Origin of the sequence: Arthrobacter sp. StoSoilA2, from assembly GCF_019977195.1 — a bacterium.
Lineage (GTDB): Bacteria > Actinomycetota > Actinomycetes > Actinomycetales > Micrococcaceae > Arthrobacter.
Genome location: NZ_AP024643.1, coordinates 951,253 through 973,176 on the forward strand (window position 1 = coordinate 951,253; position 21,924 = coordinate 973,176).

Sequence of the window (21,924 nt, forward strand, 5' to 3'; positions counted from 1 at the left end):
CGTTGGTTGAGGCGGGAGCCCGGTTTCCGGGATGAGCGCCAGCCTAGGTAGCGTCGCTCCTGGGCACGGCCGTGCTCGAACGAACCACGAGCCTGGTGGGGTGTTCAGTATCGGACGGTTCAAGGACCAGGCCATTGTTGATGGCGCCCAGTAAGGTGCGTACGGCCAGTGCTCCTTGCCCCTTCGCGTCCTGGTCGATGGTGGTGAGGCCCATGACCTTGCCGAGGTCGTGTCCGTCGATGCCGATGACCGAGAGGTCCTCTGGAATCCGCAGGCCGAAGTCACGCGCAGCAAGAATGGTGCCGATGGCCATCTCGTCTGATGCCGCGAACACCGCTGTTGGTCGCTCTGGTGCGCCTCCCAGCAATTGTCGGGCAGCGGCGTAAGCGCCTTCGATAGTGAAGTCGGCGGAAACGATCCATTCGGGCCGAACCTGGCAGCCGGCGTCGTTCATTGCTTTCTCGAAACCTCCGCGCCGTGTCCCCGGAAGCTGGAAGTCCTGCTCGTATGCTTCTTCGCCGGTCATGTGGGCGATCTTGGTGTGACCCAGGCCGATCAGGTGGTTGGTGGCTTGCTGTGCAATCGCAGAATCATCGATCCGGATGGTGGACGCCCCCGGAAGGGGGCCGCCGATTCCAACGATCGGCCGGTGCACGGCGAGGAGCTGCTGCATCTCGTCCTCGCTGAGCTCCAGGGAGACTGCAATGACCGCGTCCACGCGCTTGCGCAGCAGGAAGTCGTTGAACACACTGTGCCGGTGTTGAGGGTCTTCCCCGATGTTGTAGAGCGTGAGGTCGTATCCGGCACTCAGGAGCGCCGCGGAGGCACCCTCGATCACCGCTGAATAGAACCAGCGGTGGACCGAGGGCACCACCAGGCCAACGTTGTGGGTGCGGCCGGAAGCCAGGCTCGAGGCGTGATAGGAGAGCACGAAGCCAAGCTCGGCTGCGGCTGCACGTGCCCGTTCCCGGCTGGCGGGGGAGACGTTGCCTTTGCCACTGAGCGCGCGTGAAACCGTGGCAACGGAGAGTCCCGATCTCTCGGCTACGTCCTTGATGCCGGTCATGCTGCTCCTCGGTGGGAAAGTTAGCTGGTTGTGAGCCAGATGCTCTCCCCCGAGCTTAGTAGATCGGTGCCGTGCAGATCGGAGCCCATGGGATGGGCGCCGGCTGCTGCCGAACTGCGAAGTATTACCTTGCCGTCGGGAAGCGGCAGGGGCTGGTTACCCACGTTCATGATCACCAGGGTGTCGCCGTTGAGGTAGGCGAGCGAGGAGTCGGTGCAGTAGTCCTCCACCCATGCCAGGGAACCCTGGCCCAACCGACGTTCGGCGCGTTGGGCGAGCATTTCCCGGTAAAGGCTAAGGTGCGACGCCGGATCCTCCTGTTGCTTGTCCCTCGCCAATGCGGCCCAGGACTCTGGTTGCGGCAGCCAGGGTTCCTGGTCATCGCCGAAACCGGCATGCAACTCCGACGAACGCCAGGGCAACGGTACGCGGCAGCCGTCCCGGCCTATCCTTTCTCCGCCGGTCCGGGCGAAGGTTGGGTCCTGACGCATGCTTCCGGGAATGCTTGTGGAGTCAGGCAGCCCAAGCTCTTCCCCTTGGTACAGGTAGGCAGCACCGGGGAGGCCAAGCATGAACATGGTGGCCGCGGCAGCCCGGCGTCGTCCGAGTTCTTCATTGGGCTGTACGTCGTCGGGACCGATGCCGTCGCCGTCGCGGGGACCGGGGCCCTCGTAACCGAAGCGGGAGGCGTGCCGGACGACGTCGTGGTTGGACAGTACCCATGTGCTGGGAGCGCCAACCGCGTCCAGTGAGACCAGCGAATCGGTGATGATGTGGCGCAGGCGGTTCACGTCCAGGCCGGCGTGCAGGTACGGGAAGTTGAAGGCCTGGTGCATTTCGTCGGGCCGGACCCACTGTGCCAGCCGTGGAAGGGGATCGACGTTGGCTTCGGCGCAGAGGATCCGGTCGGGGCCATATTCCTCCAGGATGGAGCGCCAGCGCCGGTAGATATCGTGCAAGGCGGGTTGGCCGAACATGGGGGCATCGTGGCCGGGGTAGCCATCGGAGCTGTTGCCATCCGCGCGTCCGCCCCAGTTGGGCAGGCCGGCGGCCTTCACCAGCGCGTGGGCCACGTCAACCCTGAAACCGGAAATGCCGCGGTCCAGCCAGAAGCGGAGGACCCGCTCAAACTCGGCGTGCACGGCATCGTTGTCCCAGTTGAAATCCGGCTGGGAGGAATCAAAGAGGTGCAGGTACCACTGTCCGGGCTGGCCATCCGGTTCCATGATCCGGGTCCAGGCGGGGCCGCCAAAATGGGACTGCCAGTTGTTGGGAGGTTCGTTTCCGTCAGGTCCTTGGCCGTCCCGGAAGATAAACATGTCCCGCTCGCGGCTGTTGGCCGGAGCCGCGAGTGCGGCTTGGAAGGCGGCGTGTTGGTCGGAGCAGTGGTTGGGAACAAGATCTGCAATGACCCGCAGGTGCAGGCGGTTGGCTTCGTAGATGAGGGCATCGAAGTCCGCGAGGCTGCCGAACAGCGGATCGACATCGCAATAGTCGCTGACGTCATAACCTGCGTCCCGCTGCGGTGAGCGGTAGAAGGGCGAGAGCCAGACGGCATCAACGCCCAGTTCGGCGAGCTGGGAGAGTTCGCGGGTGATACCGGCGAGGTCACCGATTCCGTCGCCATTGAGGTCCCGGAAGGATCGCGGATAAATCTGGTAAATGACTGCGGAGCGCCACCATCCGTGGGCCCGGGAGGCCTCGTGGACGGGGGTCAATGCAGTGAAAGCTGCAGAGGGCGCGGACGCCTCAACTGGAAGCAATGAATCAACAGACATGAACACATCGTAGAAGACCAGGCATCAGATTGGAAACGCTTTCAGTCAAAATTATCCTTACGTGACAGTGCTGTGGGCCGCCGGGGTTTACCAATCACCGTTTTGGCATGTACTGTTTGGAAGCGCTTGCAGTTGTGAGCCACATCACCGACGTTGCCTCTGGGCGAGAGCCCCGTCGTCGAAGCACATAAGGAAAGGGACACCAATGAAGGTGCACAACACCCTCGCGACTCAGACCACCCGCCGCGTTTTCGCTACCGGCGCGATCTCCGTGGTCGCAGCCCTGGCCCTGAGCGCCTGTGGCGGCAGCGCCTCCACCGCCCCTAGCTCGGAAGCCACGAAGCAGGACCTCAAGGCAGCCGGCGCCGGCACCATCACCATGTGGGTAGACGCCGAACGGTCGCCGGCGTTGAAGGACATCACCGAAAAGTTCAAGTCCGACACCGGCATCGAAGTCAAGCTCGTAGTGAAGGATTTCGCTGCCGTCCGCGATGACTTCATCACTCAGGTTCCTACCGGCCAAGGCCCGGATCTGATCGTTGGACCGCATGACTGGATTGGAAAGTTTGTTCAAAATGGTGTGATCGCACCGGTGGAACTGGGCGACAAAGCCAGCCAGTTCCAGGATTCGTCCATCAAGGCCATGACCTACAACGGCGCCGTCTATGGCGTACCGTACGCGATCGAGAATATTGCCCTCCTGCGCAACTCCAGCATCGTGGACAGCAAGGCGAGCACCTTGGATGAGGTAGTGGCCAACGGCAAGAAGGCCGTTGCAGAAGGCAAAGCCACGTTCCCGTTCCTGGTGGGCATGGATCCCAAACAGGGCGATCCGTACCACCTGTACCCGCTGCAGTCATCCATGGGTTCGCAGGTTTTCGGTAAGAACGCCGACGGCGGTTACGATGCCAAGCAGCTGCTCATTGGTGACGCTGCCGGCGTCGAATTCGCCAGGAAGCTGGCCGCTTGGGGCGATGCCGGCGAGAAAATCATCAACTCCAACATCACGGGCGACATCGCTAAGGAGAAGTTCCTTGCCGGAGAATCTCCTTACTTCCTGACGGGCCCGTGGAACGTGCCGGATGTTCAGAAGAAGGGCATCAAGTTCGCAGTTGATGAGCTGCCCACGGCCGGTGGCGAGGCAGCGCAGCCATTCATCGGCGTCAACGGCTTCTTCATCAGCGCCAAGAGTGCCAACGCCCTGGCCACCAATGAGTTCGTCACCAACTACCTCACCTCAGAGTCCGCCCAGGACTCCATGTACACGGCCGGCGGTCGCCCGCCGGCGCTCAAGGCATCCTTTGAGAAGGCAGCCAGCGATCCCGTAGTTGAGGCCTTCGGCAAGATCGGCGCCACCGGCGTGCCCATGCCGGCCATCCCCGAAATGAGCGCCGTCTGGGCCGACTGGGGCGCCACGGAACTGGCCATCATCAAGGGCCAGGGCGATCCCGCTGAAGCGTGGACCAAGATGGCCGCGAGCATCAAGTCCAAGATCGGCGGCTGACGCCGCAACCGGTGATTCCACCGGTCTGCCCGGGGCCGGACGGTGCCTGCCGTCCGACCCCGGACCCACCGTCCGGCCCATGCCAGCCGCAAACTGCTTTACTCCAAGGATCAAAGATGCCAGAGCCAGATCTCCACGAACTGCCAGCCAGTCCAGCCAGTACGACGCCGGTGCAGCCGCCTCGCGGTGCTCCCCACCAGAAGGCTCCCCACCAGATGGCTCCCCACCAGAAGGCTCCCCACCAGAAGGCTGCACGCCGGAAAATAGGGAACGTCCGCGGGGGCCCCGACTCCATCAAGGGCACCATCCTAAAGATCGTCCTGTTGGGCGTGGTGGATGCCTTTGCCGTGTACGTGCTGATGATGCTGTTCCTGAGCCAATCATGGGCCGCGCTCGCTGTCTCCTCGCTGGTGGTCCTGGCGATTAACTGGTTCTATTTGCGCGGGGGCGGGCTTCCGGCGAAGTATCTGGCTCCTGGTGTGCTGTTCCTGCTGGTGTTCCAGGTCCTGGTGGTGTTCTTCAGCGGGTATATCGCCTTCACCAACTATGGCGACGGGCATAACAGCACCAAGGAAGACGCCATCGCGGCCATCCAGCTGACTGCCCAGAAGCGCGTCCCGGATTCGCCCACATACAAGGCGGCCGTGCTGACCAAGGGCGATACGTTCTACCTCTTGTTTACGGACCCCTCCGGCAAAGCTCAGATAGGCAGCACCGAGGCGCCGCTCACTGACGTCTCCGGGGCGGGAAAGGATGCCACCGGCAAGGCCAACTCCCTTCCCGGTTACGAAACACTGAAATTCCAGGAGATCGTGGCCAACCAGCAGGAAATCCTGAAGATTACCGTTCCCGTCTCAGAGAACCCCGCTGATGGAACCCTGCGCACGGCCGATGGCAGCACCGCCTACCAGTTCAAGCCGGCGCTGAGCTACGACGCCGCCACCGATACCTTCACTGACAGCGAGACCGGTACGGCCTACCGCGACAACGGCAAGGGCGCCTTCGCGGACGCTGACGGAGAGACGTTGGCCACCGGCTGGAAGATCGACGTAGGCATGGAGAACTTCGCCCGGGCCTTCACCGATCCGAGCCTCCGTGGTCCACTCCTGGGCGTCATTCTCTGGACTTTCACCTTCTCCGTAGCCTCCGTTGCCTTGACGTTCGCCATGGGGCTGTTCCTGGCCACCACCTTCAACCGTGAGGATCTGCGCGGCAAAAAGGTTTACCGGATCCTGATGATTTTGCCCTACGCATTCCCGGCATTCCTGTCCGGGTTGGTGTGGTCGGGCATCCTCAACCCCGAGTTCGGGTGGCTCAACCAGACATTGCTGGGCGGGGCGAACATTGGCTGGCTCACGGACCCTGTCCTGGCAAAGATCAGCGTGCTGGTGGTCAATGTGTGGCTCGGATTCCCGTACATGTTCCTGGTATGCACCGGGGCACTCCAATCCTTGCCAACAGAAATTGACGAGGCTGCCCGCATGGACGGAGCATCCCCATGGCGGGTGTTCCGCTCCATCAAGCTGCCGCTGCTGCTGGTCTCGGTGGCACCGCTGCTGATCTCCTCCTTTGCGTTCAACTTCAACAACTTCAATGTCATTTACATGTTGACCGGTGGCGGCCCGCGCTTTGCAGACACCGATCGCGATATCGGAGCCACGGACATCCTGATCACGCTGGTCTACAAGGTGGCGTTCGGCCAAGGCACAGGGCGCGACTACGGACTGGCAAGCGCGCTCGCCATCATCATCTTCATCATCGTGGCCACGATTTCGGCCATTAGCTTCAAGCAGACCAAAGCACTCGAGGACGTGAACTAATGAGCGAGGCACAGGTACGCACGCTCCCCACCATTGAACAGGCGCACGACGGCGGTCCCGCATCGCTGGTGCCAAAGCGGCGTCCCTTTGGGGTTTGGTTCAAAGACAAAGGCTGGCGGCACGCCGTCGGTATCGTCACCACCATCTTCGCCGTGTTCCCGCTGCTCTATGTTTTGTCGGCGGCACTGGACTCCAACGGCACCCTGGTAGGCTCCAACGGTTTGTTCTCCAGATTCGATACCGGCAACTTCACTGCGCTCTTCAGCGATCCAAGCCGTCCCTTCGGCCGCTGGTTCCTCAATACCCTGGTGGTGGGCCTGGTGACTTCCGCCGCCACGGTCTTCCTGGGGGCGATGGCCGCGTACGCGTTCTCCCGCATGCGCTTCAAAGGCCGACGTGTGGGACTGTTGACCCTGCTCCTGCTGCAGATGTTCCCGCAACTGCTGGCCGTCGTCGCGATCTTCCTCCTCCTCAGCGGTATCTCGCAGGTGATCCCCGCCCTGGGCCTTGGCAGCCAACTAGGGCTCATCATGGTGTACCTCGGTGGCGCGCTGGGCGTGAACACGTACCTCATGTACGGCTTTTTCAACACGGTCCCGCAGTCCCTGGACGAAGCTGCCAAGATCGATGGCGCCAGCCACGTCCAGATCTTCTTCGGCATCATCCTGCGCCTGGTCACTCCCATCCTGGCGGTTGTTGGACTCCTGGCATTCATCGGTATCTCCAGTGAATTCGTGATCGCCAGCGTTGTCCTGACCGATCCTGATAGCCAGACACTCGCCGTCGGGCTCTATTCCTACGTGGCACAGCAGCGTTCGGAGAATTGGGGCGTCTTCGCTGCTGGGGCCGTCATCGCGGCTATCCCGGTCATGGCTCTGTTCCTCTTCCTGCAGAAGTACATCGTCAGCGGCCTTACCGCTGGCTCAGTGAAAGGATGACCATGTCGCTTGCCGTTCCACATCACGACGGATCCGCTCTTTATGTTTCGAGCCATACTCCCGGTCGGATTTCATTGGGCGAGGTTGTTCGGCTTCGCCTGCGGGTTCCGCAGGAGTGGGGTTCCGCGTCCCGCGTTTGGGTCCGTTCCGTGCAGGACGGCGAGCCGCGGTACGACGCCGCAATCCGGCTCGGCAGCATCGATGGCTGGGTCTGGTGGGAAACGGCGATGCTGGTGGCCAATCCTGTGGCGAAATACCGGTTCCTGCTGGAAATCGAGATCAGCAGCGCGAGTGGGCGGCACTATAGGAACCTCAACGCCCAAGGGCTTTTCAACAGAGACGTTGCTGATTCAGCGGACTTCCGCCTCACCACATTTGCCCCCGCACCGCAGTGGCTGCATCAGTCCACCATGTACCAGGTGTTTCCGGACCGTTTCGCCCGCTCTGCCCAAGCCGATGCGCACCCCCTCCCGGACTGGGCTGTGGGCAGCTCCTGGGATGAAGCAGTGGTGGCAACCGGGCGGGAAACGCCCATTCAGTTCTACGGTGGTGACCTGCCCGGAATCACGGGGAAACTGGACCATCTCCAGGAACTGGGCATCGACGTTCTCTACCTGACGCCCTTCTTCCCGGCCCGTTCCAACCACCGCTACGACGCCTCCACCTTCAACTCCGTGGACCCGCTCCTTGGCGGGAACCAAGCGCTGGTGGAGTTGGTGGAGGCGGCGCATTCCCGGGGCATTCGTGTGATGGGTGACCTTACCGCCAACCACACGGGCGATGCACACGACTGGTTCGTGAAGGCTCTCGCCGATCCCGGCTCGGAGGAAGCGGGTTACTACTACTTCAGCGAGGACCATTCGACGTACGAGTCGTGGTGGGGTGTGCCGTCGCTGCCGAAACTTAACTGGTCTTCGGACGCCCTCCGGCGGCGTTTCGTGACGGACGAGGATTCGGTGGTTGCCCGGTGGCTCAAGCCGCCCTTCAACCTGGACGGCTGGAGGATAGACGTCGGCAATATGACCGGACGCCTTGGCTCCGTGGATCTGAATCACGAGGTTGCCCGGCTCATCGCCGAGCGGGTCCGTGAGATCAACCCGGATGCAGCTTTGTTGGCCGAGTCCACATCCGACGCCGCGCCGGACTTCACGGGTGAGCACTGGCACGGTGCCATGACCTACTCCAACCTCACCCGGCCACTGTGGTCCTGGCTTGCGGGGGATGCACCGCACGTAAACTTCTTCGGGTCGCCCCAGGCAGGACCCAACAAGATCGAGGCCGAAGCCTTCCTGGCCACCCATCTGGACCTCACTGCGGGATTTAGCTGGGGTGTGCGAAATAACACGATGAATGCGCTCAACACACACGACACCGCACGCGCAGCGACAGTAATGCTCGACGGCGGCCAGGAAGTTGGCGCGCTGCTCACCTTCACCCTGCCGGGCGTTCCTGTCCTGTTCGCGGGAGACGAGTTCGGCCTTGAAGGCTTCAACGGCGAGGACTCCAGGACGCCCATGCCGTGGGGCTGGCAGGAAGGAAAATCCGGCCGCCACCCCGTCAAGGATCTGCGCTCCTTCTACTCGGCTCTGGGGCAGCTCAGGAGTGGGCTGCCCGCACTCACCGAAGGCGGGCTCCGCTGGATTCATGCGGAGGCGGACGCCGTGGTATTCGTGCGTGAGACCACCGATTCTGCAGTCCTGGTCATGGCCGTCCGCGACTCCGCCCGGGTCCGCCTGGATAAGGCGGTTTTTTCCAAGCTGCAACTCGAATCGCTTTCCGACGCACCCCTGCACAGCTTTGGGAACATCACGACGAGCCGGGGGAGTGAGGGCGACGTACTGCTATGCGCGGACGGCATTTCTGCTGGTATCTGGTCCCTGCCCGGAACCTGCGTTCCTACGGTGGTCGGTGGCGCTGATTAGACTGGGAGCACTGAAAACTCTGCGAAGACTGCCGATTTGGCGTGTCCGCGGAGCTCATGTGTGAAGGGACCACCTTGTCGGACGAAACGGCTATGGCCGGAACAACAGAGGAAAGCATCAAAGGCCGCACTGTCGGCCGCCCGGAAGCCGTGCAAACGGACGCCGGCCACAGTGCCAGGCAGCGCGCGTTCTTGGAGAGCCTTGCCGGCGGACTCCGGGCCGGCCAGATCGCCGAAGACGAAGCCACCCGAAAGGTCTATTCCGTAGATCAAGGACCCTTGCTGGAACGGCATTTGCCGCTCGCCGTCGTCTGGGCCGAATCCGTGGAAGACGTCCAAAACATCGTCCGCAGTTGCGCAGCCTACCAGGTGCCAATCGTCGCGCGTGGTGCCGGAACGGGTGTTTCGGGAGGCGCACACGCCACCCAAGGCTGCATCGTGCTCAGCCTGGAACGTATGAACCGCATCCTGGACCTCAACCCCGACGACGAGACCGCCGTCGTCGAACCTGGCGTCATCAACGCCGAACTCAATGCCGCAGCCGCCGAACACGGGCTCATGTATGCGCCGGATCCGGCCAGCTACAAGATGTCCACCATCGGCGGCAACGTAGCCACCAACGCAGGTGGACTGCGCTGTGCAAAATACGGGGTGACACGGGATTCTGTGCTGGCCCTGGACGTTGTCCTGGCCGACGGTTCACTGCTCCACACCGGGCACCAAACGTTCAAGGGCGTTGCCGGATACGACCTCACGGCACTCCTGGTCGGCTCCGAAGGGACACTCGGAATCGTCGTGGGCGTGACGGTCCGCCTGAAGTACCTGCCACGCGAAATCCACACCATCGCCGCGTTCTACCAGGACTTCCGCAGCGCCGCCGCAGGCGTCCTGGCAGTAGGCAAAGCCCGGGTCCAGCCAGCCATCATGGAGCTCCTGGACAACGGAACACTCATCCAGCTCGATGAGATGAACGGCTCAGACCTGCAAACCCGCGGAAAATCCCTGCTGCTGATCCAAACAGACGGTTTTGGGGCAGCCGCGGAAGCCGACGTCGTCCGGCAAGTACTCGCCGAAGGCGGAGCCAAAGTCACCACCGAAGCCAGCGAAGAAGCCGAAATGCTCGTCGAACTACGCCGCAACAGCCGCGGCGTAGAAATGGACGACGAATTCAGGGTAGGCGAGGACATCGCTGTTCCACGCTCCAGGCTGGTGGACTTCGTGGCTGAACTCGAAGCCATGGCCGACCGCTTCCAGGTCCGCCTCAAAGTGGTGGCCCACGCTGGAGACGGAAACCTCCACCCCACGTTCTGGATGGACCGGGTAGACCCCGCTACAGACGCCGACGCCCTGGTACGCCTCAACGCTGCCCTTGATGAATCGATCCGGGTCGGCCTCGAAATGGGTGGCACGATTACCGGTGAGCACGGTGTGGGGCAGTACAAGCTCCGATGGCTCGGACTGGAGCAACCTGAGCCGGTGCGGGAACTGCAGCGGCGGATCAAGGAGTTGTTCGATCCTGCGGGGATTCTTAATCCGGGGAAGGCTATTTAGGGGTCTTTCGTCCGGCGGTGGTGGGCCGTGCGACGGGCCGGGTGTCAGGCCGGTTTGGCGGGGGTAGCGGGCCCGTATGGCGGGGAAGCGGGCCGCAGGGCCGAAACGCTCTGCGCGCTCGGTCGTTCCTCCCTTAGACGCGCGCTGCCGCGTTCCGGCCCTGCGGCCCTTTTGTTTCGCTCGCCACGCGCGCTGCCGCGTTTCGGCTCTGCGGCCCTGTCGTTCGGCTCGCCACGCGCGCTGCCCGCGTTCCAGCCCTGCGGCCATTTCGTTTCGCTCGCCACGCGCGCTGCCCGCGTTCCGGCGCTGCGGCCCTTTTTGCCACCCCATCTTCTTTCGGAACTGGTATTCCAAATAGTGATCCCTCATTTTCGCGTCGCATATATCGGGCGGTAATTGGTGGGTTTACTTTGAGCCGCGCTCCTCGTAGTCTTATTTGGTATACCAAATTTGCTATGAGGAGAATTGCGTGCGCGAGAAGCGTTTGGGGCTGGGTGGGCGGCGTTCTCGGGTGTCCCGTGTTGTGGTGTTGTTGGCTTTGGTGCTGGTTTCCGTCAATCTTCGGCCTGCCATCACCACCATTGCCGGTGTGATGAACCAGGTCCCCGGGGCGTTTCACTTGGATCCGGCTATGCTCCCTGTTTTGGGTACGTTGCCGGTCCTGGCCTTCGGTGTTTCCGGCCCGATTGGGCCGTGGCTTGCCCGGCGGTTTGGAACGGGGCCTGCCGTGGCGCTTGCACTGTTGGTACTCGCTGCCGCGTTGATCGTCAGGGTCCTTGTACCCCCGCTCCTCCTGCCCGGCACGTTCCTTGCAGGCATGGCAATCATGACGGCCAGTGTGCTGGTTCCGCAGATCGTCAAGGCGAACCACGGCTCCGGCTGGTGGACAGGGCTGTGCACCATGGGCTTTGGGCTTGGAGCAGCGCTCGGCGCAGGTTTGGTCCAGCCCCTTGCCCAGGCTTTCGGCGGGAGCCTCGCCTGGGCGCTGGCGGTGTGGGCCGTCCCGGCACTGTTGGGAGCATGCCTCATCCAACGCTCTGGAAGACGGTCGACGCCGGCGGGCACCTCCACTCGCAAAGCGGGGTCAGCGGCAGGCGCCGTTTCGCCGCTGACGCAGGGCGCGCCGTCGTTCTCTATATTCCCGGCGCCCGTCAGCCCGGCGCCAGTCAGCCCGTCGGAAGTCACGCCGCTGCAAGTCACACCGCTGCGTAAGCAGCGCACAGCCTGGGCTGTCACGGCCTTCTTTGGACTTCAGGCCATGCTCTACTTCGCGATCACGTCATGGCTGGCGGTTTATCTCGTCTCCAAGGGGCTGTCATCGGCGGACGCTGCTGCGTTGCTGGCATGGTTCAGCCTTGCGGGGCTCCCCGCGAGCCTGCTGGCTCCTGTGCTGGCCGGTCGTCCTGCCATCCTGCGGATCATGGCACCCGGCCTGGGACTGGCCGTTGCCCTGGCACTTTTAGGAGTCCTCGCGGCGCCGTCCGCCCTGCAGTTCGTGATGGTGGGGATCCTGGGAGTCGTCCAGAGCGCCGGGTTCGGCCTGGCGATGGCTTTGGTAGTGATCCGCTCCTCAGGTCCGCAGACAGCGGGAAAGCTCTCGGCCATGAGCCAAGGGCTGGGGTTCGCCCTTGCCTCGCTCGGTCCACTCGTCGCCGGGCTGCTCCATACCTGGACCGGAGGCTGGGAAGTGACGTTCTGGGCACTCGCGGCCCAAGCGGTGGTTCTGGCCGCTGCAGGCTTCCTGGCCATACGTGGGCCCGTAGTGAATGTTGAGCCGGTAAGCCGTAATGCATCCCCCAACGGACTATTCACCCTCGCGCGCGGGGGTGAATAGTCCATCAGGCGGGGTTCGACCACTGTCGGCCGGCTATGCTCCGGCGTATCCTCTGCGATATGACCAACTCAACGTCTGCCGACAACACCCCCCGCACTCCCGCCACTGAAGTCCTGGAGACCAACGAATGCTGGGAACTCCTCCGTGGAGTTTCAGTGGGCCGGCTTGCCGTGTGGGTGGACAACCACCCGGACATCTTTCCGGTGAATTACAAAGTGGACCACGGGACCATGGTCTTCCGCACGGGGGAGGGCACCAAGCTTCATGCAGCCCTTGGTGATGCTCCTGTTGCGATCGAGGCTGACGGTGTCGATGCGCAAACCGGAGTGGCCTGGAGCGTCGTGGTCAAGGGGCAGGCTTCCGCCGTGAAGCTGACGCAGGACGTGCTGGATACCATCGGCCTGCTGCTGTTTCCGTGGGAGGCCGGGCAAAAGGACCAGTTCATACGCATTGTTCCATCGGACGTTTCCGGGCGTCGTTTCAAGGTGACGCCTCCTGCAACCTGGTGGACGCCGCTGGATGATGCGCCCACAGCCAGGGGCGAGTAGCGCTTAACGCCGGAACCCGCTCCTGTCCGTCACTCAGACCGTTGTAGGGTCGGGAGCTCGGACACGAGCGGGTTCCGTAGCAGTTAGAGCAGTTCCAGTTGGTCGGCCACCACCTTGCCGGCGTGGATCACCGTGCGGTCCTTGCCACGGTCCATGACTGTGGAAGCCACAGTCTCGCCGTCCACCAGAAGCAGCTCGGCCGAATCTCCGACGTCGACGCCGGGACGGTGGGCAGTGTCCTTCAGCCTGGTAGCGCTGGGGTCAAGGATGCTCGCCCCACCGATGGTGGCGATCGCCAGGCAATGCTCGATTAACTCGTCCTTGCGGAAGCCATGGGTGAATGCGAGCTGCCAGGTGCGGTCCAGCATGTCCGTGTTGCCATAGGGGGACCAGTAGTCCCGCTGTCCGTCCTCGCCCAATCCATAACGCACCCCGGCCTCTGTCAGGAGCGGTATGGGCAGTTGGCCTGCGGCAGCGGGGGCAACCGAAGCCATGGATACGTCAAGTTCCGCGAAGGCATCAATGAGCCTGCGCGTTGTGGCCTCGTTTACGCTGCCCAGTTCGTAGGCGTGGGACATGGTGACCTTGCCCTGCATACCCAGCGCCCGCGTGCGTTCCAACACGAGGTCGGTGCTGAAGACGCCCAGCTCGCCGGGCTCATGGAGGTGGATGTCGATTGGCACCTGGTACTTCTCAGCCAGGCCGAACACGATGTCCAGGTGTTTCGCCGGATCCCGGTCCAAGGTGCACGGATCAATCCCGCCCATGACGTTGGCACCCGCCTTCAGCGCCTCCTCCATGAGCCCCACCGTCCCCTCTTCAAGCAACAATCCAGCCTGCGGGAACGCGATGATATCCACGGAAGCCTGACCGGCGAACTTCTCCTTGGCAGCAGCAACGGCGTCGAAACGCTCCAGCCGGCAGTCCACATCCACCTGCGCATAAGAACGAACACGCGTCGTGCCACGGGCGATCATCCGGCCCAGGGTGTCATTGACGCGGTCCTGCAGGGGGACTTCGGCGTTGCGCCAGTTGAGGCGGTCGTTCATCATCATGGTCCACACCCCCGGGCCACCGGTGTGCTCGCGGAACGGCAGGCCGATCCGGGTAGAGTCCAGGTGCACGTGGACGTCGGAGAAGGACGGCAGCAGGAGGCGTCCACGGCCTTCCACAACGGTCACGCCATCTGGAACGACGCGCTCAGGGTCATGGGGTTCGACGGCGGTGATCTTGCCGCCTGCTTCGCCCGCCGCAAGGGTGACGTCGCTGAGCGCGTTCCCCCAAGGACGGACGGCGCGGATCAGGGTGTTCAATGTTTGCTCCTTTGCTGGTGAATCTATGTCCTGCGTCTATTGCACGCCTGCCATGGCTGCCGCGGCCATACCTGTGTGGTGGCAGGCTGGCGCGGCGGGCTGGGCAGGTGTGGGAATCTGGTCGATGCAGCGTTGGCGCTGTTCCTCGGGAAGAGTGCCGATCAGAGGGCACCGCGTCCGGAAGACGCAGCCGCTGGGCGGATTGGCCGGTGACGGGAGGTCTCCCCGGAGACGGATTTTCAATTGCTCGCGTGCTGCCCGGGGATCCGGCAGGGGCACTGCAGAGAGCAGGGCCTTGGTGTACGGGTGCAGCGGGTTCTGGAAGAGCTCATCCCGGGGCCCCTGTTCCACGATCTTGCCCAGGTACATCACGGCAACGTCATGGGAAATGTGCCGGACCACGGAGAGGTCGTGGGCAATGAAGATGTAGGAAACGCCGGTGTCGCGCTGGATCTGTTGCAGGAGGTTCACTACCTGCGCCTGCACGGAGACGTCCAGCGCGGAGACGGGCTCGTCGCAAACAATTACCGACGGGTTGAGGGAGATGGCCCGGGCAATTCCGACGCGTTGCCGCTGCCCACCGGAGAACTCGTGCGGGAACCGGTTGTAGTGCTCAGGTTTGAGCCCCACTTGGTCAAGGAGTTCCTTGACCCGGTTCTTCAGGCCGCCCTGCGGATTGATCTTCTGCGCCACCATGGGAGCTGCAATCGCTGTGCCCACTGTCTGCCTCGGGTTCAGGGAGGCGAAGGGGTCCTGGAAGATCATCTGGACCTTGCGCCGGAAGTTGTACAGGTCCTTGCCGCGCAGCTGGCTGATATCGGTGCCATCCACCATGATCCGCCCGCCCGTCGGGTCCATAAGCCGTGCCACCATGCGTCCCGTGGTCGACTTGCCACAACCGGACTCACCCACGAGTCCCAAAGTCTGGCCTCGAGCGAGACTGAAGGAGACGCCGTCGACCGCTTTGACCGATCGCTTGGGAGCCCCTGGCAGGAGGCCGCCCTTGAGCGGAAAGTGCTTCTGGAGGTTCTCCACCTGGAGAATTGGTTGATGTTCCATGGCGGGTCCTAACGCGAATTCCGGATGGTAATAATCTGCGGCCCGCTCAGGTGGCAGCGCTTGCCATGCCCGTCGTCCACCGTAAACTCAGGCCTCTGCTTGGCGCAGACGCCGTCGCCCACCAGCTCGGCGTACTGGCACCTGGCGCTGAAGATGCAGCCTTTGGGCAGGTCAAGGAGCGACGGCGGCTGGCCGGGTATGGGGTTCAGCTGGCTCGCGGAGCCGTTCAGGGTAGGCATCGAATTGAGCAGGCCCAAAGTGTAGGGGTGCCGGGTGTCGTAGAAGATCTCGTCCACGGGACCCGATTCGACACACTGGCCGCCATACATCACCAGGACGTCGTCGCAGATTTCGGCCACGACGCCGAGGTCGTGCGTGATGAGGATGAGCGCGGAATTGGTTTCCTCCTGCAGCTCTGACATGAGGTCCAGGATCTGGGCCTGCACTGTTACGTCCAACGCGGTGGTAGGTTCGTCAGCGATCAGCAGTTCCGGTTCACAGATCAGTGCCATGGCGATCATGGCCCTTTGGCGCATGCCGCCGGAGAAATGGTGCGGGTATTCATCGAAGCGCTGCTCGGGACTGGGGATACCCACCCTTCCCAGCATGTCGACGGCGGCTCTCCGGGCCTGCTTTTTGCTCGCCTTGTTATGGACGAGGTAGGCCTCGGCGATCTGGTGTCCCACGGTATAGAAGGGGTGGAGCGCCGAAAGAGGATCCTGGAAGATCATGCCGATGTTGCGGCCACGGAGTTGGCGCATGGCGGATTCGGGCAGCGTGACAAGGTCCTTGCCCTGGAACATTGCCTGTCCGGTGACGTGGGCCGAGGTGCCCTTAAGGAGGCCCATGAGGGCTTGGCTGGTGACGGATTTTCCTGAGCCGGACTCGCCCACGATGCCAAGGGTCTTGCCGCGCTCCAGGGTGAAGTCCATCCCGTTAACGGCGGAGACCAGACCGTCATCCGTGGGGAACTTCACGGAGAGGTTTCGGACGTCCAGGAAGGGGGCGGTGGCCGTGGCGCCCGCTGGGCGGCGGGCAGGGGATGACGTCAGTGGTGTGTGGGTCATTGGAGCCTCACTCGGGGATCGATGGCGGCGTAGGCGAGGTCCACCAGAACATTGGCGACGATGACGAAGAACGCGGCCAGCATGGTGATGGCCATGGTGACCGGCAGGTCACCCGAGATTGCGGCGTGCACGGCAGTGAATCCCAGGCCGGGGACGGAGAAAATCTGCTCGGTAAGGACGGCGCCTCCCAAGAGCAAGCCGATGTCCATGCCAAGCATGGTGGCAACAGGTGTGATCCCGGCACGGACGCCGTGCTTGAACGTGACGGTCCGGGGGGCCAGGCCCTTGGCGCGGGCAGTGCGGATGAAGTCCTCGCCGAATGTTTCGATCATGTTGGTCCGGGTGACGCGGATGTAGGAGGCGCTGAACAGGACGGCCAACGCAATCCATGGCAGCAGGTAGTTCGCCACCCACGCGCCCGGCCCGTGTGGACCAAAGGGGCTATTGATCTCGTTGGTCGTGAACGGCAGTAGGTGCAGCTGGTTGACGAAGAGAAGCAGCAGGAAAAGGCCCGTCACCGGGATGGGCAGCGATACGCCCACCGAGGCCGCGCCGACGATGAACTTGTCCACGGGCGAGCCCTTGCGCAGCGCAGCGAGCAGGCCCAAGCCGACGCCGGTAATGGTCCACAGGATGAGGGCCCCAATGGCCATGGAGAACGTGTACGGGAGCGAGCGGGCGATGATGTCCGCAACGCTCTCATTGGTCTGGAAAGACTTGCCCAAGCATGGCCATTCACAGAGCGTCTGTGCTCCGGGCGCACCAATCATGCGGGGTGAGAAAAGGCCGCGCATGTAGTCGATGTACTGGATAAAGAAGGGCTGGTCCATGCCCAGGGCAACGCGGGCCTCGGCCACGCGTTCGGGAGTGCATTCCTGTCCGCAGGCGGCGGCCGCCGGGTCCGAGGGGCCAAGCTGGAAGAGCGTGAAAGTGATGAAACTGACTGCGGCGAGCAGCAGGACCAACGATCCGGTCCTGCGAAGAATGAAAGTCATCATTGTGGTGGTTGCGGGGCCGCCTGCTGGAGCAGGCGGCCCCGCTTCTCCTTCTGGACTATGCCGATGTGTTGTCGAAGCCCGGTTAGTGCTCGACGCCGACGATCGAGAGGTCGATGCCGCCGAAGAAGTAGCCCACCTGGGCGTTACGGACGTTGGATCCCACCACGCTGTTGGTGTGGCTACGGATGAGCGGGACGATGGGATACGTCTTCAGGGCCGTACCGAACGCCTCGGACCACTTCTTGCCCAGCTCTTCAGAAGTACCGTCCGTGTTGCGCAGGTCAAACATCGTCTTGGAAACTACGGGATCGAAGTAGCGGGAGGTGTTGGAGAAGCCGTAGCTGGTTCCTTCGTTGTTCGGTCCCAGCAATGGGTCCGCTGAGGTACGGACGGAAGCCGGATCGGCACCGCCGCACCAACCCGAGCGGCCCATGTCAGGAAGCTGTTCGCTGGCGAGGACCGAGTAGTAGTTCGGCGCGGGGATGGCCACCAGCTCAACATCGATGCCCAGGGCCTTCAGGTTTTGCTGGACTACGGTGCCGGTGTTCTTGAAGGCATCGCGATTGTTGGCGTAGCCGTATGTGAGGGACTTGGGGTAGTCCTTGCCTTCAAGGAGCTTCTTGGCTTCCTCCAGCTTGGGCTTGCCGGCAGGATCCAGCTCCAGCTCAGTCTCGACGTAACCACGCATCTTGGAGTTCAGCGGGCTCTGGGTGATCTCGCCAAAGCGTCGTCCACCGTACTGCACCAGGATGGATTGGCGGTCCAAGGCCAGGGCGATTGCCTTGCGGACGTCCGGGTCCTTGATCTTTTCCGTGTTCAGGCTGAGGACATCGTTGCAGCCCAGAAGGCCGGATGCGACGCGATCCTTTACCTTGGCATCGGCCAGCTTGGCGGAATCCGAGGTCTGGAGAGCGCCGTTGGAATCGAGGGTGATGGCATTTGGATCCGAGTCAGCCAACAGCTGCTGGCTGATGGTGGCTTGCGAGGTAGAGAGGGAGAAGCTGAACGTGTCCGGAAGGGCAGTGCGGTTGGAGTCCGTAGCGGGATCCCAGTGCGGGTTGCGGACCAACTTCAATGACTTGCCACGGTTGTACGACTCCACCATGTACGGCCCCGAAGACACCGGGTGGTTGGTGTAGTCCAGCTTGGTGTCCTTGGCCTTCGGGACCGGGGCTGTATTGGAACGGGATGCCAGGGCCGGGAACTCCGCGAAAGGCTTCTTCAAGTGGAAGATGATGGTGCGGTCATCCGGCGTTTCCACCGCCTTGAGCACAGCGGAAGGATCCTTGTACGGCCCCTTGTACCCGCCGGCGTCGAGCGCTGAATTCAACTCCTGCGGCGCCTGGGTGAAGACATCCTGTGCGAAGGTGCGTTCCACGCCGTACTTGATATCGGCGGAGGTGATGGGTGTGCCGTCCTCAAACTTCACGCCTTCCTTGAGCGTGAACGTCCAGCTGAGGCCATCGTCGGAGACTTTGCCGGTGTCCGTCGCGAGGTCGGGGACCACTGTTGGTGGTTGGCCCGCGGTTTCCTTGGCCATGGTGAGGGTCCGGTAGTACAGCTGGCCCACATTGGCGGTCTGGACGTAGTTGCTGTTGCCGGGATCCAGGGTCTGGAAGTCCGAGGACATCAGGACGTTGAGGTTGCCGCCCTTGGTGTTGAAGCCGGACTTCACCACCACTGGTGCCAACTCCGTGACCGATTCTGCGGACTTGGTGTTGCCGGGCTGGTTCTGGCCAGCGGCGCAGCCTGTTGCGGCCATGGCAATCAGCACGGAAAGCGCCACTGCTCTCGTGGGGGTTTTCATGATGCTCCTCTTGAAGGGGTTGGGTGGAGGGAGATGTTGGAAGTTAGTGGCGGGAAGCCTTGGGGTCCAGCGCGTCCCGGACGGCGTCGCCCAGGAGGTTGAACGCCAGGACGGTGACGATGAGCATGACGCCAGGCACGGCCAGGAACCATGGAACGCTGAGGTACCAGTTGCCGGATTGCGCGGCGTTCAGCATCTGGCCCCACGACGGTGTGGGGTCCTTGACGCCGACGCCCAGGAAGGAGAGGGCTGCTTCAGCAGAAATGTTGGTGGGGATCAACATGGTGGCGTACACCAGGACGACTCCCATGACGTTGGGGATGATCTGGCGGAACAAGACACTCAGGTGGGAGGCCCCGAAGGAACGGGCCGCTTCGACGAATTCGCGCTCGCGGAGGCTCAGCACCTGGCCTCGGACGATTCGGGCCAGATAAGCCCAGCCGAAGAATCCGAGGATGATCACCAGCGAGGCCATGGGCAGGAAGCTGCCTTCACCCAGCGGCGTGTCCCGGAGGCGCGACTGCAGGATGGGCGTCAGTGAGAGCACTAGTAGAAGGTGCGGAAAGGCAAGGAACAGATCCATGATGCGGCTGATGATGGCATCGGTCTTGCCACCGAAGTAGCCAGCGGCTGCACCGAGCACTGTTCCCAGAACTACGGAAACGGCAGTGGACAGCAGTGCGATTGTGAGGGAAACCTGGCCACCGTAGGCAAGCCGGGCGAACAGGTCGCGGCCCAGGCCGGGTTCGACGCCCAACCAGTGCTCGGCCGATGGATACATGTAGCCGGGGAGCGGCAGGCCAGGCGTCTGGAAGTCGTCCAATACTTCGGGGCTGGTGTTGGACGTGAAGGGGTCATTGCCGGACATCGCGCTGAGTACGGGGGCAAGGATGGCGAACAGCATGATGGCCACCACGACGCACAGGCTCAGGAGTGCGATCTTGCTCCGCCGGATCCTCATCCACGCCGTGGCGAGCAGCGAGCGCGCCTCGGCGGTGGCTGCTTTGCCCTCTGGCGAGGTTGCCGGAGTGGGCGGCGGACTGCCGGTATTCGGTTCGATGGACTGTAGCTGGGTCAACGGTTGTGCTCGTTTCATGATCCAGGGAGCTGACTCCGCGATTCTTGTATACCAAACTAGATTAGATCAGGAGTGATGCGATGTAAATCACAAATAATGTACTGTTTGGAATACCAGATAGCTATTTTGTTCGAGCAAAGGAGTGCACGTGCCCATCAAGGCAACTGCCCGCTACGTCCTGGGGCACAACAACGGGCAACACGTGCTGCTCGAGGATGCCTGCGTCGTCTACAGCGGCGACACCATTGAATACGTCGGGCACAACTACACAGGTCCCGTAGACGAGGAACTCAACCTCGGTGACGCACTGCTGATGCCAGGCCTGATCGACCTCGATGCCCTGACCGACATCGACCACCTCATCCTCGACAGCTGGGCAGGGCCGGAGCAGGCAAAGGGACACCAATGGTCCGAGGACTACTTCCGCAACGCCCGGGCCGACGTCTTTACCGCCGAGGAACGCCAACAGATCCGTGAGTACGCCCTCATCCAACTGGTCCTGCACGGCATCACCACCTACATGCCCATTGCGTCGGAGGTCCATTCCGAGTGGGCGGAGTCTTTCGAGGAACTCGTGGGTATGGCGGAGAGCAGCCGACGGCTGGGCTTGCGTGGCTACCTTGGGCCCGCATACCGCTCGGGCGTGAATGTCGTGTTGGAGAACGGCCAACGCTCGGTCATGTTCGACGTCGACCGCGGCCGTGAGGGGCTCGCGGACGCCTTGCGCTTCATTGACCATGCGACGGAGCTGAACGACCCGCTAATCAGCGGCGTCCTGCTCCCGTGCCGCATCGAGACCCTGGACATCGAACTGCTCAAAGCCACGGCGGCCGCTTCGGAAGAGCGGGACGTCCTGGTTCGCCTGCACTCCCTCCAGGGACTCGTGGAAAGGAAGCTCATCCTGGACCGGCATGGAGTCACGCCCCTGGAGCTCCTGGACCAAGTGGGCATGCTCAACGAACGTTTGCTGATCCCGCATGCCACCTACACTGACCGCAACCCAGCCGTGTTCGGAGAGGACCGCGGCGACCTCGCCCGGCTGGCAGACAGCGGCGCCAGCATTATCCACTGCCCGCTGACATCCATGCGCTATGGCAGCACCTTGGATTCCTTCAACGCATACAAGGCAGCAGGCATCAATATCTCCCTGGGTACCGACTCCTTCCCGCCGGACCTGGTCCGGGGCATCGACGCGGGCGTGCAGCTGGGCAAGATCCTGGCAGGCAACAACGACGCCGGCGACCTCGCCGGATACTTCGACGCCGCCACCCTCGGAGGAGCCCGGGCACTGCGACGAACCGATCTGGGCCGGTTGGAGCCCGGGGCCCAGGCAGACATGGTGGCCTTCTCCCTGGGAGACATCCGGGACGGGGTTCACGAAGACCCGCTAAGGACACTCACGCTCAACGGAACAGCCCGCCAGGCAGTGCTTTCAGTGGTGGCCGGCCGGACCATCATGGCCGATGGTCTCATGGAGGGAGTGGACCTGGATTACTGGCGGTCGAAGGCGCAGGAACTCTTCATCAGGATGCGCAACGCCTACACACTCAGGGATGCCCTGAACCGCCCCTCCGACGAGCTGTTTCCACCCGTGTATGCTCGGTTGGAACGCTGACCGGCGCCGGCCGGCGAATGGAGCGGA

General features: G+C 62.8%; 16 protein-coding genes. 8 read left to right on the forward strand and 8 right to left on the reverse strand.

Translation table 11 applies throughout. The annotated features are described in order from the left end of the window. Positions 1–43: 43 nt before the first annotated feature. Entirely contained in the window at positions 44–1,066 is a 1,023-nt protein-coding gene (locus LDN82_RS04515; RefSeq protein ID WP_224094488.1) for a LacI family DNA-binding transcriptional regulator, read from the reverse strand. Positions 1,067–1,086: 20 nt separating this feature from the next. Then, positions 1,087–2,844 (reverse strand): glycoside hydrolase family 13 protein, encoded by a 1,758-nt coding sequence (locus LDN82_RS04520; RefSeq protein WP_224166505.1) that lies wholly within the window; start codon positions 2,842–2,844, stop codon positions 1,087–1,089. 205 nt (positions 2,845–3,049) lie between these two features. Between LDN82_RS04520 and LDN82_RS04525 the strand changes: the two genes are divergently transcribed. From LDN82_RS04525 to LDN82_RS04555, 7 genes are all read left to right on the forward strand, one after another. After that, entirely contained in the window at positions 3,050–4,348 is a 1,299-nt protein-coding gene (locus LDN82_RS04525; RefSeq protein WP_224166506.1) for a maltose ABC transporter substrate-binding protein, read from the forward strand. 116 nt (positions 4,349–4,464) lie between these two features. Beyond that, positions 4,465–6,168 carry an ABC transporter permease subunit gene (locus LDN82_RS04530; RefSeq protein WP_224166507.1) on the forward strand — a complete coding sequence of 568 codons (1,704 nt, stop codon included), beginning with the start codon at positions 4,465–4,467 and terminating at the stop codon, positions 6,166–6,168. Continuing rightward, positions 6,168–7,106: a sugar ABC transporter permease gene (locus LDN82_RS04535; RefSeq protein ID WP_224166508.1), complete on the forward strand. Its 939-nt coding sequence runs from the start codon at positions 6,168–6,170 to the stop codon at positions 7,104–7,106. The genes LDN82_RS04530 and LDN82_RS04535 overlap by 1 nt, the downstream gene beginning before the upstream one ends. Positions 7,107–7,108: 2 nt before the next feature. Beyond that, positions 7,109–9,028 carry a glycoside hydrolase family 13 protein gene (locus tag LDN82_RS04540; protein ID WP_224166509.1) on the forward strand — a complete coding sequence of 640 codons (1,920 nt, stop codon included), beginning with the start codon at positions 7,109–7,111 and terminating at the stop codon, positions 9,026–9,028. 92 nt (positions 9,029–9,120) lie between these two features. Then, positions 9,121–10,578 carry an FAD-binding protein gene (locus LDN82_RS04545; protein ID WP_224166510.1) on the forward strand — a complete coding sequence of 486 codons (1,458 nt, stop codon included), beginning with the start codon at positions 9,121–9,123 and terminating at the stop codon, positions 10,576–10,578. 469 nt (positions 10,579–11,047) lie between these two features. Then, a complete protein-coding gene (locus tag LDN82_RS04550) occupies positions 11,048–12,412 on the forward strand; it encodes an MFS transporter (protein ID WP_224166511.1) in 1,365 nt (454 codons plus the stop codon). Between the two features lie 59 nt (positions 12,413–12,471). Next, positions 12,472–12,960, forward strand: coding sequence for a pyridoxamine 5'-phosphate oxidase family protein (locus LDN82_RS04555; RefSeq protein ID WP_224166512.1), 489 nt, complete (start codon positions 12,472–12,474; stop codon positions 12,958–12,960). A gap of 83 nt (positions 12,961–13,043) precedes the next feature. Here the strand turns inward: LDN82_RS04555 and LDN82_RS04560 are convergent, their stop codons facing one another. The 6 genes from LDN82_RS04560 to LDN82_RS04585 all read right to left on the reverse strand — a co-directional run bounded on the left by LDN82_RS04560 (position 13,044) and on the right by LDN82_RS04585 (position 20,282). Further along, entirely contained in the window at positions 13,044–14,273 is a 1,230-nt protein-coding gene (locus LDN82_RS04560; RefSeq protein ID WP_224166513.1) for an amidohydrolase family protein, read from the reverse strand. Positions 14,274–14,309: 36 nt separating this feature from the next. Next, on the reverse strand, positions 14,310–15,332 hold the full coding sequence (locus LDN82_RS04565; RefSeq protein ID WP_224166514.1) for an oligopeptide/dipeptide ABC transporter ATP-binding protein: 1,023 nt from the start codon (positions 15,330–15,332) through the stop codon (positions 14,310–14,312). 8 nt (positions 15,333–15,340) lie between these two features. Continuing rightward, on the reverse strand, positions 15,341–16,399 hold the full coding sequence (locus LDN82_RS04570; protein ID WP_224093552.1) for an ABC transporter ATP-binding protein: 1,059 nt from the start codon (positions 16,397–16,399) through the stop codon (positions 15,341–15,343). Then, on the reverse strand, positions 16,396–17,397 hold the full coding sequence (locus LDN82_RS04575) for an ABC transporter permease (protein WP_224166515.1): 1,002 nt from the start codon (positions 17,395–17,397) through the stop codon (positions 16,396–16,398). Before LDN82_RS04575 ends, LDN82_RS04570 begins: the two co-directional genes overlap by 4 nt. Positions 17,398–17,479: 82 nt before the next feature. Further along, entirely contained in the window at positions 17,480–19,204 is a 1,725-nt protein-coding gene (locus LDN82_RS04580) for an ABC transporter substrate-binding protein (RefSeq protein WP_224166516.1), read from the reverse strand. A gap of 43 nt (positions 19,205–19,247) precedes the next feature. Beyond that, on the reverse strand, positions 19,248–20,282 hold the full coding sequence (locus LDN82_RS04585) for an ABC transporter permease (RefSeq protein WP_224166517.1): 1,035 nt from the start codon (positions 20,280–20,282) through the stop codon (positions 19,248–19,250). 148 nt (positions 20,283–20,430) lie between these two features. On the opposite strand from LDN82_RS04585, the gene LDN82_RS04590 reads away from it, so the two are divergent. After that, positions 20,431–21,897 carry a chlorohydrolase family protein gene (locus LDN82_RS04590; RefSeq protein WP_224166518.1) on the forward strand — a complete coding sequence of 489 codons (1,467 nt, stop codon included), beginning with the start codon at positions 20,431–20,433 and terminating at the stop codon, positions 21,895–21,897. The last annotated feature ends 27 nt before the right edge of the window (positions 21,898–21,924 follow it).

Coding starts and splice junctions, on each gene's coding strand:
- LDN82_RS04525 (WP_224166506.1), top strand. CDS start 3,050: ATGAAGGTGCACAACACCCTCGCGACTCAGACCACCCGCCGCGTTTTC.
- LDN82_RS04565 (WP_224166514.1), bottom strand. CDS start 15,332: ATGGAACATCAACCAATTCTCCAGGTGGAGAACCTCCAGAAGCACTTT.
- LDN82_RS04580 (WP_224166516.1), bottom strand. CDS start 19,204: ATGAAAACCCCCACGAGAGCAGTGGCGCTTTCCGTGCTGATTGCCATG.
- LDN82_RS04540 (WP_224166509.1), top strand. CDS start 7,109: ATGTCGCTTGCCGTTCCACATCACGACGGATCCGCTCTTTATGTTTCG.
- LDN82_RS04535 (WP_224166508.1), top strand. CDS start 6,168: ATGAGCGAGGCACAGGTACGCACGCTCCCCACCATTGAACAGGCGCAC.
- LDN82_RS04520 (WP_224166505.1), bottom strand. CDS start 2,844: ATGTCTGTTGATTCATTGCTTCCAGTTGAGGCGTCCGCGCCCTCTGCA.
- LDN82_RS04530 (WP_224166507.1), top strand. CDS start 4,465: ATGCCAGAGCCAGATCTCCACGAACTGCCAGCCAGTCCAGCCAGTACG.
- LDN82_RS04570 (WP_224093552.1), bottom strand. CDS start 16,399: ATGACCCACACACCACTGACGTCATCCCCTGCCCGCCGCCCAGCGGGC.
- LDN82_RS04515 (WP_224094488.1), bottom strand. CDS start 1,066: ATGACCGGCATCAAGGACGTAGCCGAGAGATCGGGACTCTCCGTTGCC.
- LDN82_RS04555 (WP_224166512.1), top strand. CDS start 12,472: ATGACCAACTCAACGTCTGCCGACAACACCCCCCGCACTCCCGCCACT.
- LDN82_RS04545 (WP_224166510.1), top strand. CDS start 9,121: ATGGCCGGAACAACAGAGGAAAGCATCAAAGGCCGCACTGTCGGCCGC.
- LDN82_RS04575 (WP_224166515.1), bottom strand. CDS start 17,397: ATGATGACTTTCATTCTTCGCAGGACCGGATCGTTGGTCCTGCTGCTC.